Raw genomic sequence first — 14,427 nt, 5'->3', positions numbered from 1 at the left:
TTCAATAAAGGCAAAATTTACAGCATGTCATATTGGTTTGACCATGAATCTCAGAAAATTTTAAAAAAACTTATAACTTCTAAACGAAGAACTTGGCTTGTGACTGGTGTTGCGGGCTTTATTGGTTCTAACATCGCCGAATCGCTTCTTCACTTAGGGCAAAAGGTGATCGGTTTTGACAATTTTTCAACGGGTCATCCGCGGAATATTGAAGATATTGTCGCCAAGACTGCCGCTGCAGATGGTGCATTCACCTTTTTGGAAGGTGATATTCGCGATCGCGATGCTTGCGCCGATATCATGGACGGGGTCGAGATCGTATTGCACCAGGCGGCACTGGGGTCAGTACCCCGTTCAATTGAAGATCCCAGAACAAGCCATGATGTGAATGTAACCGGATTTATCAATATCCTAGACGAAGCGCGCCGTCGAAATGTGGAAAATTTTGTATATGCTGCCTCTAGCTCCACATATGGCGATGAACCGAATTTACCAAAAATAGAAGAACGTATCGGCCGGCCATTATCCCCTTACGCAGGGACTAAGCTTTTTGATGAAATTTATGCGGAGATATTTTCCCGTACCTACGGTTTTGGGTCCATCGGGCTTCGATATTTCAATGTTTTTGGACCGCGGCAAGATCCGAATGGTGCGTACGCTGCAGTTATCCCGAAGTGGACCGATCGGATAATCGCTAATAAGCCTGTAACCATTAATGGCGACGGGCTTACGAGCCGCGACTTCTGTTTCATTGACAATGCTGTGCAGGCGAACTTACGTGCAGGTATTGCGCAAAATAAAAAGCAATCCGAGGTCTTCAATGTCGCTGTTGGCGAACAAACGTCGCTTAATGAACTCTTTGCATTGATTAAAGAACGGCTGGCGTTACACCAGTGTTATTATGATAAAGACGCAATGTATGCTGAATTTCGGCGCGGCGACGTTCGCCATTCGCTGGCGTCCATCGACCGCGCTGCAGCACTTTTGGGCTATCATCCCACGCACACCATCGGAGAAGGTATCGGTGTCGCCATCCCTTGGTATCTGGCGCAAACGGTAAAAGCGTAAAGCGACAACAGTCGATTACAATTCAGGATTCCAGTTGTTTTGAACCCCCTGCCGAAAGGTTTCCGTGCGGCGGGGGTTCATCGCAGATGGAGGGTTCTTTTTGCGTACTTTGACGTCCCCACGGTTTCTTCCTTCGGTATGAATGAGGATTTCTGCGGAAGTGGCAAGAATGTCTTATTGGTGGAAAAACGAGGAGCATTGAAACCTTCAGCCACTTGGTGGAGGAATCACCCAAACTGCGCATCCGTTTCTGCTATTAACTCAGCTTTGGCTGCTCTCCACATCCGCCTGCGTTCTGCCTCTGGCTCGGGCGGCAGGATCATCGAGAATGGGCTGGTGGAGCGCAGCGTCGCTTCAGTTGGTGATTTCTGAAGCATATAGGCGATGATCTCAACGACTGAGCGCTGAAGTAGCAAGCGCCATCCCCTATTCCCGATTGTCGCACGGTGGCTGGCTAACTGACGTTCATTCTCCGACTGAGCCTGAATGATGAGGCTCGGATCGGCGCGGATTGCTGCAACATGGCGGCGAGCAAGGATAAGCTTCATCCTCTCAACGATGTCATGTGCGTTGAGTTCATTAGTTGGTGGCTCTTCAATTTCCCGCTTCCATCGCCGGCAAGGGAGATTGTCTCTTCCGAAGAGATCGATTTCAGCCTGCGGATAATCGTTCTCGATCAACCAGTCCTGCAGGCTCTGCCCCTCCCCAAGGAGGAGAGGCTTGGGAAAGCCATAGCGCCAGCCACTGGGCGGATCGATCATGGTCACTTTGCGCATGAACCCTCCTCCTTCTGAAAGCTGAGCCACGAGGCCGACGCGTCATGACAGCCGCTGTCCGAGCAAATGTCTCTGGCATGCCCGGTGAAGCCGTTCACCGATAGCCTGCGTGCCGGTATCACGACATGGATGTGATTGGCATTCGAGGAGCCTGCCAGGTAGGGCAGATGGAGAACCATCAAAGCGGCCAAGCGCTCCTGACGGACAAAGTAGGACCGGACCCAGGCCCGAACCTGCTCCCAGCCTACATGCGGGGGCTGTTCTGACGGTAGCGTCAGCGTAAACTGGGCATAGCCGGTGCGCTCTGAGCCAGGCAGCATGGCATCATAGCGCTGCAGCAGATAGCTGAGATCCATATATTCACCACTGGCTGCTTCGGGCAGTAACAGGTCATGATGCGCCGCTTTGTGTCCAGCTGGCGTCAGCTTCGCTATCACCATGTCTGTGATGCCATCACGATGAGCGTCCTGCTTGTAGAAGTAGCGAATATACTTGAAGCTGCCGTCGTCGGCAGGATCCAGTGTGAAGCAGGACAGCGCCTCAGGCCTGTCTGCCGAGGCAGGTTTCATTTTAACCTTGCTCATGCGGCCTCCTGCCATTGCGCGTGGGGCGGGTTCGCCAGATAAAGCCCACCATCCAACCCCCGGGCATCGGCGAGAGGCGAATGTGTGGTGAACTGCAGGCCGTGCCTGCTCACGCGGATGAACGGCTTATCGGCGTTGTCTGGCGGGCAGAACCAGAAGCGGTCTTCCGACCACGCGCGCTGATAGCCGGTTACCCACCGGTCGTCGTGGCACAGGTAGATGTCACACTTCGCAACAGGAGCAGCCATGCGCGCTAGCAGCAAGTCCCTGCCATGCTGTCTGGCGACCTGCTGGTAGTCATACAGTCCGATTGCGGACCCCGTCCTTGTCGCCGCGATCAGAAGATTGGCACCTCCAGAAGAACCGTATGACGTGTACCCGAAAAGCGCTGTTCAGGGAAAAGATCGATAGGCCCGCCGATGTCGACCGCCAGCATCATGGCGGCGCGATGCGTCGCAGCCTTTGTCCACGGCAAGCCGTCCGCGCTCCCGGCGGGGCGCGGTATTTTCAGATGCTGCATGTGAGAGACTTTCGCGTTGAGGCCGCGCGGCAGCCGAGCGGTGCCGCGCCTTGCCCAATTTTTCATTCCAATTCGCTCAGCTACCTGAGCTACTTCAAACTTCGCCTTCGCCGCTGAGATCAAGAAATCGGATGTTCAGCGAAACGACTGGTTCTCCAGAAGGCTTGGAAAAGCCTTGGCCATGCACCGGGCACAGTGTGGCGTAGAGATGGTCGCGAACCAGAAGCTCGCCGGCATCGCCGCAATGTTGGCAGGTCGCCTTCGACCGCAACTCGGCGGCAGCGATATAGGCTTTGGCTTCCGGAGTTCCGGGTTGGAGATAGATTCGGAGCGATCCGAATTTCTCTTTGGCCTCCGCTACGCGGACGCTGATGCCGTCCGCGGCCAGATCTTCGAGAAGATCGCGATAGAGCTGCGCCCATCCGGTCGGCAGATTGTCCAACCAATAGAGGTTATCGTACTTGGTCATGCAAAATCGCCTCCGACCGACAAACTGCCAACGGCGCGGGGCTGCCCTAGAGCCGATCCTTTCCATCTCTGTCGTCGCCCAGGGCAGCGAAGGTCACTGATGGAGGCCGCGTTGATCGACCAGAAATGCCCGCACCTCGTCGCCGCTCTCGGGATCCGTGATGAGGTGAATTGAAGTATCAGGCTTGTGGAGCCAGAGGCGGAGGCCGTAAAGACCTGAACCTCACCGTCGCGGCACAACAAGAGGGTCATGTAGATGTTCGCTTGCGGATCAACGACATGGGGCTGCTCCACGAGGAGGAGATCGGACCGGCATTCGGCAACCGCTCTGATGAGAGCCGCGAGCGACAGCCTCTTGTGCCAATGCGCGATCACGATGTTAACGCGGTCCACATATTCGAAGCCGGTCAACGCAGGCGGCATGATCGATGTGCAAGGCTCGGGTGTCCAGTCGACCATTCGCGCTAATGGGCGAGCGGCTTGCTTCGCAAGCGCGCTGCGCTTGCGGTCTTCTGCACTGACGTAGATCATTTGAGATTGGGTCTTTCTCTCCGCCCTGCGGCGGCTGCGGCCGTCAGGGTGAGGATGAGTTTTTTCATTTCAGAAATTGCAGCCATCTGCTGCTCTTCAAGCTTTCCCTGGCTCAGAGGTGGGCCCGCTGACGACGCAATCGGAAACCAAGAGTCCGCGTATGGCTATCATTCGCGGCCATTGCCGCGATCCATTGGCGGCCACTCGATCGGAGCAGCGGAGGGCCCTTTCGAAATAGCGCGCGAAGGTATTTCAACTTGCCAGGACGCCCAACCGAAGCCGAGATCATCAGGCGCCTGGACGCACTTATGCAGAAGATTCAACACAAGCCTTCCCGCCGGCGTCGATGCCAGTGCTCCCGTCGCAAAGCGGACGCTGACATCGGGTGCGCGAAAAACAAATCCGCCCTCGTCGCGTCGGTATGTGAGAGCCGAGTTTGCCAAGGCCTTCACGATCACATTGATTTCGGTGTAGATTGGCTCCACCGCCTGGCGGAAGCGGGGATCGTTGGCGACGCGGCTGCGAATTTCAGATAGCGCCTGATTAATGGCTTTGACGCGCTCGGCCTTTTTCCGGCGTTTTTCCTCTGCCCGGTTTTGCCAATCTCGCTCGGCCGCCAGATTTTGCGCTCGCCACGATTCGCTCGCCTGCTGTAATGCTGCCTGGACATCGGCCTCTGCGATTACCGGCTCTACCGCAGCCTGCATGTCAGGTGAGATGTTCACAGGCGCCAGCCCCTTTTCCCTCAGGACGACAGGACCATCCGGGCGGTCTGTTTTGAGACAGGATAGTGCTGAGATGAGGGCCTGCCATTTTTGGCGAAATGCATCCTGTATGACCGGCTCGGCTTCAAAGAGGCTGGCCGCGCGCAGATGCGGGTCGTGCTCATGCGCCGGATGAATGGACAGCCCTACATCAGTGCGAACCAGCGGAACGTAAGTCCGTCGTTCAAGAGCTCGAACAGCGTCCTCGATTGCCGCGCGGCGTTCGGGGTCCATCGACCTCAGATTGTTGATGGCGGCCATTTCCGCCTTCCGCCGTTTGTCACGGTGAATTACCAAGGCGCTTTTCGCGTGTGGAAACAGTACCAAATGATTGGCGAGTGCAATCCTAAACGCTGCGACGCGTCCGATCTCGGTTCCAATTTCACGCCATGTGGCAAGACTGGAACGAAATTCAGCAACGCGCGTCGTCACCGTTTTGAGGGAACGTCTCGCCAGAAAATGGCGGCGCACTTCGTTCTGTCGCACGCTTTCATGGCGGTGGGCACTGAGCTTGAGACAACCGGCAGCGTGTATCGCCCGCCCAGTTGACGATGAAGCAATGCCTGGATCTTGTCCTCGTGCAGACTTTGATACTCAACGCGCGCGAGGTGCAGGCCACCATTGCTGACCTTTCGCTCAGCCTGACTGAGCCCGCGCATGGGTTGGTTGCCCACATGGACGGCTATATCAGGGCGAGCGGCCTAAACCGGATTTTTGCGAAGGTCGCGGACACTGCCCGGTCCTGCTTCAGCGGATATATGAATTCACCCGAGCGAAACGCCCATCGCCGCGATCGGATCGCGGCCAGGACGCCGGGAAAGCCGGTCGCGCCACCTCGATATGCGAAGGTGTCCGGCAGCGTCGCCAAGATCGTGGAGCATTTGATATCTCCTCGGCTCGAGAAACTACCGCCTCGCCAGCTCGTCAAACTCCGCCGGCAAGTTGACCGTTTTACCGACTTCGCTCGCACCGCGCTCGAAAACGAGCCGAATCATTTGCAGACGATGCCTAAGGCCATTCTGGGAACCTCACAGCGTAATGAGCCCAGAACGGAAATCGAAACCACCTCCAAGCTGGCGGCGGCGGCGCGCTATTCAGGAATGGGACCGCTGAAATGCGCATCTGTCAGCATTTGTCGCTTCGTGCAGTCGGCTGGTTGGCTGTCGGAACAATTCAAAAGGGCTGAGCGGGCTTACGAGGCCCATGGGAGGCTGCCTTACAATTTCGGTGGACACTTGCCCGCCTTCGATATGTCGAAAATGCCGGCCGGGTCGAAAACCCATATCATTATGCTGCTCGATTCTTTTCGCCGTGTCATTTTGGAAGATGCGGCGTTCGGATCAAAGTCAGGACGTAAAGAAGAAATCGCCAGGTTCGACAATCAGGGCAAAAATGAAGTTAACGCCGCTATTGCCTGGCTAACACTCATGGGCGCGCGATTGACGCGCGACGATGAGGGCGACATCAATTGTGAGCGTCGCACCTTTCATCTTCTCGATGTGCTGCCCGAACTGCGCCTAAATCGCGCTAGGATGTAAGACCGCGGTACAAAGTGCACATGGGTCGCGAGGCAGCCGAGGCGCGAAATGAGCATGGAATGATCCATGCCAACACCGCCCGATCTTTCTCAGGAAACAGATAGCTTTCCCCTTCCCGGCATGAGGAAGGCACTGGTCGGCCTAGGCAGGCATCGAGAATATCGGGTGCAAACCTCTCTCTTGTTCTATGTTCGTTCTTGATGAAGAAGTCGCCTTGATCGACCGTCTTCTCGGCACTGAAATCTCCGCTCTCTTCAACGGTTGAACCGCAGCGGACCACAAGGGGGACGCATGCAAAACGATTTTGAAGGCAAGCAGGTCTTCGTCTACGCACGCGTCTCGACGACCCGCCAGGAACGAAACGACCTCTCGCTGCCCGATCAGATTTCCAGTGCCGAACGCTGGATCGACGAAAACGGCGCGGCCTGCGTGCGCGTCTTTTCCGAGGCCGGCAGCGCGACCGATGATGATCGACGCGCCTTTCGCCAAATGATCGCGCTCGCCGAGTCCGACGAGCACCCGGTCGACATTATTCTCGTCCACTCACTGTCGCGCTTGTTTCGGAACGCGCTCGATTTTATGCAGTATCGCGAGCGTCTACGGCGCCGTAAAGTTCGCATAGTTTCGATTACCCAGGCCTTTGGCGACAATCCCGCAGCCGACATGGCCGTGGGCATGCTCGCCCTCTTCGACGAGTATCATTCGGCCGAAAACGGCAAGCACGTCCGCCGAACAATGATCGCGAATGCGGCAGCAGGCTACTGGAACGGACAGACGCCGCCCTTGGGTTTCCGCACTTACGTGGTGCCTCAACCGCGCGGCAAGGATCGCAAGAAGCTTGAGCACGATCCTGAAACCGTCGATCTGGTGCGCCTCATCTTCGATACGTATTTGCATGGTACTGCTGAGGGGCCGATCGGCATTACCGGGCTCGCGCAGTACCTCAATGAGCGCGGCGAGCGCATTCGCGGCAAGCGGTTCAGCATTTCAAACCTGCATGCGATCCTCACCAACACCGCTTACATCGGTTATGTGATGTTCAACCGGCGCGACTCCCGCACCGGCGAAACCCGTCCTGAGGGCGAATGGGTACCCATTCCCGTCCCGCCGATCGTGACAGAGGATGTGTTCTATGCCGCGCGCAAACAGATGGCGGACCGCGATCCACGCATGGGCGAGGCCGCGGTCAAAACAAACACCAGGCTGCTGACCAAACTCGCCGTCTGCGGCTGTGGCGGCGACGGTTGCGGAGCGGGCATGATGACGGTCACTGGGAAGTCTGGTCGCTACGCCTATTACGGCTGCGCCGCCAGGGTGAAACAGGGGCCCGATGCCTGCCAGGGCCGCAGAGTGCCTATGGAACTGCTCGACGGTATCGTCCTCGAAGCCGTAGCCGAGCAGCTGACCCAACCGGAGCGGCTTCATGCCCTTCTGCAATCCTGGTTGGATCGTTCCGCCACCGCCGTTGCGGAGCGCGAAGATCAGCTCAAGCGGCTCCGTGCACGCATCACTCAGCTCGAAGGCGAGAGCGCGAGTGTCATCAAGTTGGTGCGGAATGGTATTTGCAGTCCAGACGATCCCCAGATAGCGACTGAGCTCAACAACATCCGAGCCCAGCGCACCAGCGCAGAGGCCGACATCGCTGTGTTGGAGAGGCAGCTCGAAATCGGCGACCGGAGAATCACGCCAGCCATCGTCTCCCAGTTTGGTGAATTGCTACGCCGAAAGCTGTCCGGTCCCGATCCCAAACTCCGCCGCGAATATGTCCACCTGCTGGTCGACCGCGTCGAGGTGGGGGATCGCGATATCCGGATATCCGGGCAAAATTCAGCTTTACAACGCGCGCTTGTGGCCTCGCAGACGCTCGGGGCCATGGTGCCCAAAGCTGAACGGAAATGGCGCGCCCGACAGGGTTCGAACCTGTGACCCCAAGCTTAGAAGGCTCGTGCTCTATCCAGCTGAGCTACGGGCGCGCGTCGCGCTCCCCATAGCGCGGTTCGCCGCGGAGGCAAACCGCGCTATGGGCGCAACTTGTGCTTTGCCCCGTTGCGGCGGCAGGTTACGCACAGCCGATGAGCGAAGCAGACCTTTCCAGCCCAGCCTCTTCCAGCCCCGCATTTTCCGACGCGGGCCTCTCGCGTATCGACGGGATGGCCGGCGCCCGGCGTCATTTCCGCTATTTCGACTATATGCTGGTGGCTTTCGTGGTCATCCTGCTGCTCTCCAACCTGATCGGCGCAGCCAAGCAGGCGGAAGTCTCCTTCCCCGTCATCGGCCCGGTCACGTTCGGCGCGGGCGTGCTGTTCTTCCCGGTCTCCTACATCATCGGCGACGTGCTGACGGAGGTCTACGGCTATGCCAATGCCCGCCGCTGCATCTGGGCAGGCTTCTTCGCGCTGCTGTTCATGGTGGTGATGAGCGTGGTCGTGGTGGAAATTCCTGCCAGCCCGGATTGGGCGCTCGCCTCCGCGACCTACACCGTCGCCGGCAAGCAGGTGACCGCACCGAACCAGGCGGCCTACTACGCGATCTTCGGCCAGACCCCGCGCATCGTCTTCGCCTCCGTCTGCGCCTTCTGGGCCGGGGAGTTCGTGAATTCCTTCGTCCTGGCGCGCATGAAGGTCATGACTCAGGGCAAGCATCTCTGGACCCGCACGATCGGCTCGACGATCTTCGGCGAAGGCGTGGACAGCGCGCTGTTCTACCCCCTCGCCTTCCTCGGCGTGGCCGGCTTCACCCCGCACTCGATCGCCTTGCTCGCGCTGACCCAGTGGCTGATCAAGACCGGCTGGGAAGTGGTGCTCACCCCGGTGACGTACCTGGTCGTCGGCTGGCTGAAGCGGCGCGAAGGCGTGGATGTGTTCGACAGCAACGTGGACTTCTCTCCTTTCGCCAAGACCCGCAGGGCGGCGGCACACGCCGAATAAAGGCTCCGAATAAACCGCGCCTCCCGCTTGGCATGACCGGCCCGCGCCGGTAGGCCCGCCGGCGACCATGCTCGATCGCATCCTCCTGTCCCGTTTCCGCAACCACCGCGAGACCGCGGTGGAAGGCACGGCGCAGTTCAACCTGCTGGTGGGAGAGAACGGCGCGGGCAAGACCAATGTGCTGGAGGCGATCTCGCTGCTTTCGCCTGGCCGCGGTCTTCGCCGTGCCGGGCTTGCCGACATGCCGGGGCAGGATTTCGACGGCGGCTTCGCGGTGAGCGCGGCCCTGCTCGTGGCGGACGAGGAGCCGGTGCAGCTGGGAACCGGCGTCCTGCCTGAGCGTCCCGGCCGCCGCCTGGTCCAGATCAACGGCGCCGAAGCCCCGGCCGTGCGCCTGGCGGAATGGATGTCGATCGGCTGGCTGACCCCGGCCATGGACCGGCTTTTCGTGGAAGGGGCCGGCGCCCGGCGGCGTTTCCTCGACCGGCTGGTGCTCGCCGTGCGGCCGGACCACGCCAGCCATGCCACCCGGCTCGAAAACGCGCTGCGCGAACGCAATCGCCTGCTCTCGGACGACATGCCGCCCGATCGGCGCTGGCTGGACGCAATCGAGCTGCAACTGGCGGAATCCGGATCGATGGTCGCCGCCGCCCGCGCCGAACTGGTCGAGCGACTGGAGCAGACTCTTGCCGCCCTGCCCGATTCGCCTTTCGCGCGTCCTTCGCTGGCCTATCAGCCGGGTGGACCGATCTCTTCCGAGGGCCTCGCCCGTGCCCTGCGCGAAGGCCGCGCCCGCGAACGCGCCGCGCAGCGCACTCTGACCGGCCCGCATCGCGACGAGATCCTGGTGACCATGGCCGGCAAAGGGCCGGGCAAGGGCCAGGCCGCCGCCGAATGCTCCACCGGCGAGCAGAAAGCGATGCTGATCGCGATTACGCTGGCCCATTCGCAGCTGCTGGAAACCGGGGCCGAACAGCGTCCCCGTCTGCTGCTGCTGGACGAAGTCGCCGCCCATCTCGATCCCGTGCGCCGCGAAGCCCTGTTCGACCGCTTGCGCGCGGGCTCGGCGCAAGTCTGGCTGACCGGTACCGAACTCGCCCCCTTCGACGCCATCGCCGGGGAGGCCGCCATCTGGGAAGTGCGTTCGGGCGCGGTGCACCGGCTGGGTTAGCCCCTGCTGGGATAGCCCCCGTGGGGATAGCCCCCCGCCCCTTGCGCTGCGGGTATCGTCAGCCGCCCTGCTTCGGCAAGGCATCCACCACGTCGTCCACCGTCGCGCTGACGATGGCATCGATGCCCAGCGCAGTGGGATGGACGTGGTCCTTCTGCATCAGGTCCGGCTTGTCGATCACCGGCTGGAGAAAGAACGGCACCAGCGTCGCCCCGTATTTCTGCGCGAGTTGCGGATAGATCGGGTTGAAGGTCGCGGCATAGTCCTTGCCCAGATTGGGCGCCGCCATCATGCCAAGCAGCACCACGCGGATATTGTCGCCCTTCAGGCGCTTCAGGATTTCCTCAAGGTTCCTGCGCGTCTCCGCCGGGGGCAGCGAGCGCAGCATGTCGTTGCCGCCCAGGCTGACGATGGCCAGTTCCGGCTTGGGAGACTGGCTTTCCAGCGTGAAGTTCAGCCGTTCCAGACCCGCCGCGGTGGTATCGCCGGAGACCCCGGCATTGGCGATCTTCGCGTTGACGCCCCGCACGCGCAGCGCCTGTTCCAGCCGGTCCGGGTAGCTTTCGCCGTCGTCCAGGCCATAGCCTGCCAGCAGCGAATCCCCGAAGGCGAGGATCGGCCGCTCCGGGCCCATGGCCGGAATCGGCGGCGGTGCATCGACGGCGCTCTGCGTCCGGTCAGGCGCGGGCGGCGCGGCCTTGTCGCAGGCGCCGAGCAGGAGTGGCAGCAAGAGCGAAGGGACGAGCAGGGCTTTCGCGTGAACGCGCAAGGCTTTCTCCTTGAACTACGGGGCTTTGCCCACCCATATGGGACCGGTGAGCAATCCTTCCCAGCCCCCCGCCCCCTCAATTCTTGCGCAGGACCTGCGCCTGACCCTCGGCAGCGGCGACAGCGCCGTCGAAATCCTGAAGGGCATCGACCTTTCCGTACCGCAAGGACAGACCTTGGCGCTGCTTGGCCCGTCCGGTTCGGGCAAATCTTCGCTGATGTCGGTGCTTTCCGGGCTGGAGCGTGCCAGCAGCGGTGCGCTGAGCGTGGCGGGGCAGGACTTTTCGGCCATGGACGAGGACGCCCTCGCCCGCGCCCGGCGCGGCCGGATCGGTGTCGTGCTCCAGGCCTTCCATCTCCTGCCGACGATGACGGCGCTTGAAAACGTGGCGACGCCGCTGGAACTCGCCGGGATGGACAATGCCCGCGAACGCGCCGAGGCGGAACTTGCCGCGGTGGGGCTGGGGCACCGCCTGTCACACTATCCGGCCCAGCTTTCCGGCGGCGAGCAGCAGCGCGTGGCCATTGCCCGCGCGCTGGCGCCGCGCCCTTCACTCGTCTTCGCGGATGAGCCGACCGGCAATCTCGACGCTGCCACCGGCGCCACCATCGTCGACCTGCTGTTCGCCCGCCGCGCGGAAGCGGGCGCCACCCTGCTCATCATCACTCATGATGAAAGCCTTGCCGACCATTGCGAACGCGTGGTGACGCTGGCGGACGGCCGGATCGCCAGCGACCGGTTCCGGGCGCAAGGCGCGAGCGCTGGTCTTGCCTGACCCCGCCTCCGCGCCGACGCTGCCCTGGCGCACCGCCTGGACACTCGCCCGCCGCGACCTTTCGGCGCGGTTCAAGGGCCTGCGGCTGCTGCTCGTCTGCCTGTTCCTGGGGGTTGGCGCGATCGCGGCGATCGGCACTCTCACCGGTTCGATCGAGCGCGAACTGACGACGCGCGGCCGCGAAGTGCTGGGCGGCGATATCGAGTTGAAGACCTGGCAGCGCAGCCTTTCGGACAAGGAACTGAATGCGCTTTCCCGCTACGGCCAGGTCTCGCCGGGCTTTCGCCTTCAGGCCATAGCCCGCAAGGGCGATCTGACGGCCCCGGTCGCGCTCAAGGCCGTCGACGCAAAATGGCCGCTCTATGGCCGGCTCGAACTCCAGGACGGCCGCAAGGTCGGCGCACCGCCTGCCGGATCGGTCTGGCTTTCGGAAGGAACCGCCGCGCGCCTGGGCGTAAGCCGGGGCGACAGCGTCTCGATCGGGGGCGTGGAGCAGCGGGTGGGCGGGGTGATCGCCAGCGACCCGGAGAAGCTTTCGGAAGGCTTCGCGCTGGGCGACACCGCGATCTCCGCGCTCGACCTGCCCTCGCGCGCCGGGCTGACCGCCCCCGGCGCCATGTACCGCAGCGCCACGCGCGTCCGGTTCGCGGATGCGATGCGCGACCCGGACGCCGTGGTCGATGCACTGAAGAAGCGTTTCGGCGACGATGCCTTCGACACCCGCACCCGCAAGGCCGCTTCGCCCTCCACCCAGCGTTTCGTCAGCCGCATGGGCCAGTTCCTCGCGCTTGTCGGTCTGGCCGCGCTCGTCATCGCCGGGATCGGCATCGGCGGCGGCGTGTCATCCTATCTCGAAGCGCGGCGCGCCTCGATCGCCACGCTCAAGGTGCTGGGCGCGACGAGCCGCGACATTGCCCGCATCTACCTCCTGCAAGTCGGCGCGGCAGCGCTGGTCGGCAGCCTGGCCGGACTGCTGGCAGGCGTGCTGGTAACCCCGCTGCTGGCGCGCTCTCTCGGCTCGCTCCTGCCTGTCGACACGGGCTTCACGGTCTCTCCTGCGGCCCTGCTGACAGCGACAGGCTACGGCCTGCTGGTCGCGCTCGTCTTCGCCGCGCCGCCGCTGGCCCGTGCGCGCAGCTTCCCCGCCATGGCGCTGATGCGCGCGCAAGTCTCGCCGCTCATGGCCCCGCGCCGGACCTGGTTGCTCCCCGTCGGACTGGGACTCGCCGCCATCGTCGCTCTCGCCCTGCTCAATGCCGCGCAGCCGCTGGTGACGCTGGGCTTCCTCGGCGGCGCCGCGCTCATGCTCGGCCTGCTCGCACTGATCGGCCTGGGCATTCGCCGGGCCGCCGCGCACTTGCCCAGGCCGCGCGACCCGATGCTGCGCGCCGGCCTCGCCAACCTCTATCGCCCCGGCGCCCAGACCGGCGCCCTGGTGACCGCCCTTGGCTTCGGCCTCTCCGCTTTCGTGCTGATCGCCGCCGTCCAGACCAGCCTCGACGCCAATATCCGCAAGACCGTGCCCGCCCGCGCGCCGGACTTCTTCGTGCTCGACGTGCCCAAGGACAAAGCCGGAGCATTCCAGGACATCGTCGCGCAGCAGGTTCCCGGCGCAGTTGTGAAGATGGTTCCAAACTTGCGCGGCCGCATCCTCGCCTATGGCCCCCGGGACCACATGACGCGCGTGTCCGACCTGAAGGAAATCCCCGAGGACGCCTGGGCGCTGAAGGGCGAGCGGGGGCTGACCTATTCGGTCGGCGTGCCTGAAGGCAGCACCGTCACGTCCGGCCGGTGGTGGCCCGAGATCCACCGCGGCGAGCCGCTCGTGTCGCTCGACGAGAAATTCGCCCGGACCGTGGGGCTGAAGGTGGGTGACTATGTGACGGTGGGCGTGCTCGGTGTCGAGCGGACCGCGCGGGTGGCTGCACTGCGCCGGATCGACTGGGACACCCTGGGCTTCAATTTCGTGCTGGTCTTCTCGCCCAATACCCTGGCCGGAGCGCCGCACAACCTGGCCGCGACGATCGAAGTGCCGCCGGGCCATTCCACGCGCGGGCTGCTGCCACGACTGGCCCGTGCCTTTCCGTCCAGCTCGGTGATCGAAACCGGCACCCTGCTGCGCGATGCGCGCGGACTGCTGGACCAGATGACCCTGGCCATCCTCGCGGCCGCTTCGGTGGCGGTGCTGGCCGGGCTGGCCGTGCTGTTCGGCGCCATCGCCGCGGCGCGCGCCAGCCGGACCTACGACAACGTGATCCTGCGCGTGCTGGGCGCCAGCCGGGGCCAGCTCCTGCTGCTCCAGCTTGCCGAATACGGCCTGATCGCCGCCGTGCTGGCGCTTGTGGCACTGGCCGCGGGCAGCGCCATGGCCTGGGCGGTGATCGTCAAGCTCTTCGAGTTCGACTGGCTGCCGGACTGGCCGCGCATCCTGATGGTGCTGGGCGCCGGCCTGATCGTGATCCTGACTTTCGCCCTGGCCGGCTCGCTGCCGCTGTTGCGAGCGAAACCGGCACGGGCCCTGAGGGAGCTTTAGCGC

The 14,427-nt window shown here is 62.3% G+C and carries 15 protein-coding genes and 1 tRNA gene; 7 read left to right on the top strand and 9 right to left on the bottom strand.

Going from position 1 to position 14,427, the window contains the following annotated elements:
* The first annotated feature begins 24 nt into the window (after positions 1–24).
* Positions 25–1,068: an SDR family oxidoreductase gene (locus EDF58_RS10130; RefSeq protein WP_132264998.1), complete on the top strand. Its 1,044-nt coding sequence runs from the start codon at positions 25–27 to the stop codon at positions 1,066–1,068.
* 227 nt (positions 1,069–1,295) lie between these two features.
* Here EDF58_RS10130 and EDF58_RS10125 read toward each other — a convergent pair whose 3' ends face one another.
* The 7 genes from EDF58_RS10125 to EDF58_RS10100 form a co-directional block, all read right to left on the bottom strand.
* Positions 1,296–1,844: a hypothetical protein gene (locus EDF58_RS10125; protein WP_165921367.1), complete on the bottom strand. Its 549-nt coding sequence runs from the start codon at positions 1,842–1,844 to the stop codon at positions 1,296–1,298.
* Positions 1,832–2,428, bottom strand: a complete 597-nt coding sequence (locus EDF58_RS10120) for a hypothetical protein (protein ID WP_132264996.1) — start codon at positions 2,426–2,428, stop codon at positions 1,832–1,834. The genes EDF58_RS10125 and EDF58_RS10120 overlap by 13 nt, the downstream gene beginning before the upstream one ends.
* Positions 2,425–2,676 (bottom strand): hypothetical protein, encoded by a 252-nt coding sequence (locus tag EDF58_RS26100; RefSeq protein ID WP_207912881.1) that lies wholly within the window; start codon positions 2,674–2,676, stop codon positions 2,425–2,427. The genes EDF58_RS10120 and EDF58_RS26100 overlap by 4 nt, the downstream gene beginning before the upstream one ends.
* 89 nt (positions 2,677–2,765) lie before the next feature.
* Positions 2,766–3,014 carry a hypothetical protein gene (locus EDF58_RS26095; RefSeq protein ID WP_207912880.1) on the bottom strand — a complete coding sequence of 83 codons (249 nt, stop codon included), beginning with the start codon at positions 3,012–3,014 and terminating at the stop codon, positions 2,766–2,768.
* Between the two features lie 28 nt (positions 3,015–3,042).
* Positions 3,043–3,417, bottom strand: coding sequence for a hypothetical protein (locus EDF58_RS10110; RefSeq protein WP_132264994.1), 375 nt, complete (start codon positions 3,415–3,417; stop codon positions 3,043–3,045).
* Complete coding sequence (locus tag EDF58_RS10105) at positions 3,414–3,947, bottom strand: hypothetical protein (protein WP_132264992.1); 534 nt, start codon at positions 3,945–3,947, stop codon at positions 3,414–3,416. Before EDF58_RS10105 ends, EDF58_RS10110 begins: the two co-directional genes overlap by 4 nt.
* A gap of 167 nt (positions 3,948–4,114) precedes the next feature.
* Entirely contained in the window at positions 4,115–5,197 is a 1,083-nt protein-coding gene (locus EDF58_RS10100; RefSeq protein ID WP_132264990.1) for a hypothetical protein, read from the bottom strand.
* Between the two features lie 59 nt (positions 5,198–5,256).
* Here EDF58_RS10100 and EDF58_RS10095 point away from each other — a divergent pair, with 59 nt between their 5' ends.
* Positions 5,257–6,249, top strand: a complete 993-nt coding sequence (locus EDF58_RS10095) for a hypothetical protein (protein WP_132264988.1) — start codon at positions 5,257–5,259, stop codon at positions 6,247–6,249.
* A gap of 291 nt (positions 6,250–6,540) precedes the next feature.
* Positions 6,541–8,175 (top strand): recombinase family protein, encoded by a 1,635-nt coding sequence (locus tag EDF58_RS10090; RefSeq protein ID WP_132264986.1) that lies wholly within the window; start codon positions 6,541–6,543, stop codon positions 8,173–8,175.
* Here EDF58_RS10090 and EDF58_RS10085 read toward each other — a convergent pair.
* Positions 8,146–8,222, bottom strand: a tRNA-Arg gene (locus tag EDF58_RS10085). The genes EDF58_RS10090 and EDF58_RS10085 overlap by 30 nt on opposite strands.
* Positions 8,223–8,321: 99 nt before the next feature.
* Here EDF58_RS10085 and EDF58_RS10080 point away from each other — a divergent pair.
* Positions 8,322–9,176: a queuosine precursor transporter gene (locus EDF58_RS10080; RefSeq protein WP_132264984.1), complete on the top strand. Its 855-nt coding sequence runs from the start codon at positions 8,322–8,324 to the stop codon at positions 9,174–9,176.
* 67 nt (positions 9,177–9,243) lie between these two features.
* Positions 9,244–10,347, top strand: coding sequence for a DNA replication/repair protein RecF (gene recF, locus EDF58_RS10075; RefSeq protein ID WP_132264982.1), 1,104 nt, complete (start codon positions 9,244–9,246; stop codon positions 10,345–10,347).
* A gap of 58 nt (positions 10,348–10,405) precedes the next feature.
* On the opposite strand, the gene EDF58_RS10070 is transcribed toward recF, so the two are convergent.
* Complete coding sequence (locus tag EDF58_RS10070; RefSeq protein WP_132264980.1) at positions 10,406–11,116, bottom strand: arylesterase; 711 nt, start codon at positions 11,114–11,116, stop codon at positions 10,406–10,408.
* Between the two features lie 37 nt (positions 11,117–11,153).
* Here EDF58_RS10070 and EDF58_RS10065 point away from each other — a divergent pair, with 37 nt between their 5' ends.
* Both EDF58_RS10065 and EDF58_RS10060 read left to right on the top strand, forming a co-directional pair.
* On the top strand, positions 11,154–11,891 hold the full coding sequence (locus EDF58_RS10065) for an ABC transporter ATP-binding protein (RefSeq protein WP_132265349.1): 738 nt from the start codon (positions 11,154–11,156) through the stop codon (positions 11,889–11,891).
* Positions 11,884–14,424 (top strand): FtsX-like permease family protein, encoded by a 2,541-nt coding sequence (locus tag EDF58_RS10060; RefSeq protein WP_132264978.1) that lies wholly within the window; start codon positions 11,884–11,886, stop codon positions 14,422–14,424. The genes EDF58_RS10065 and EDF58_RS10060 overlap by 8 nt, the downstream gene beginning before the upstream one ends.
* Positions 14,425–14,427 lie beyond the last annotated feature (3 nt).

Source organism: Novosphingobium sp. PhB57 (assembly GCF_004342985.1).
GTDB lineage: Bacteria > Pseudomonadota > Alphaproteobacteria > Sphingomonadales > Sphingomonadaceae > Novosphingobium.
Note: the sequence above shows the minus strand (reverse complement) of the source record. Positions and strands in the feature narration are given on the sequence as shown.

Excerpts from the sequence above, each read along its gene's own strand:
- EDF58_RS26100 (WP_207912881.1), bottom strand. The coding sequence starts at position 2,676 with ATGGCTGCTCCTGTTGCGAAGTGTGACATCTACCTGTGCCACGACGAC.
- EDF58_RS10120 (WP_132264996.1), bottom strand. The coding sequence starts at position 2,428 with ATGAGCAAGGTTAAAATGAAACCTGCCTCGGCAGACAGGCCTGAGGCG.
- EDF58_RS10130 (WP_132264998.1), top strand. The coding sequence starts at position 25 with ATGTCATATTGGTTTGACCATGAATCTCAGAAAATTTTAAAAAAACTT.
- EDF58_RS10110 (WP_132264994.1), bottom strand. The coding sequence starts at position 3,417 with ATGACCAAGTACGATAACCTCTATTGGTTGGACAATCTGCCGACCGGA.
- EDF58_RS10090 (WP_132264986.1), top strand. The coding sequence starts at position 6,541 with ATGCAAAACGATTTTGAAGGCAAGCAGGTCTTCGTCTACGCACGCGTC.
- EDF58_RS10125 (WP_165921367.1), bottom strand. The coding sequence starts at position 1,844 with ATGCGCAAAGTGACCATGATCGATCCGCCCAGTGGCTGGCGCTATGGC.
- EDF58_RS10065 (WP_132265349.1), top strand. The coding sequence starts at position 11,154 with ATGGGACCGGTGAGCAATCCTTCCCAGCCCCCCGCCCCCTCAATTCTT.
- recF (WP_132264982.1), top strand. The coding sequence starts at position 9,244 with ATGCTCGATCGCATCCTCCTGTCCCGTTTCCGCAACCACCGCGAGACC.
- EDF58_RS10080 (WP_132264984.1), top strand. The coding sequence starts at position 8,322 with ATGAGCGAAGCAGACCTTTCCAGCCCAGCCTCTTCCAGCCCCGCATTT.
- EDF58_RS10105 (WP_132264992.1), bottom strand. The coding sequence starts at position 3,947 with ATGATCTACGTCAGTGCAGAAGACCGCAAGCGCAGCGCGCTTGCGAAG.
- EDF58_RS26095 (WP_207912880.1), bottom strand. The coding sequence starts at position 3,014 with ATGAAAAATTGGGCAAGGCGCGGCACCGCTCGGCTGCCGCGCGGCCTC.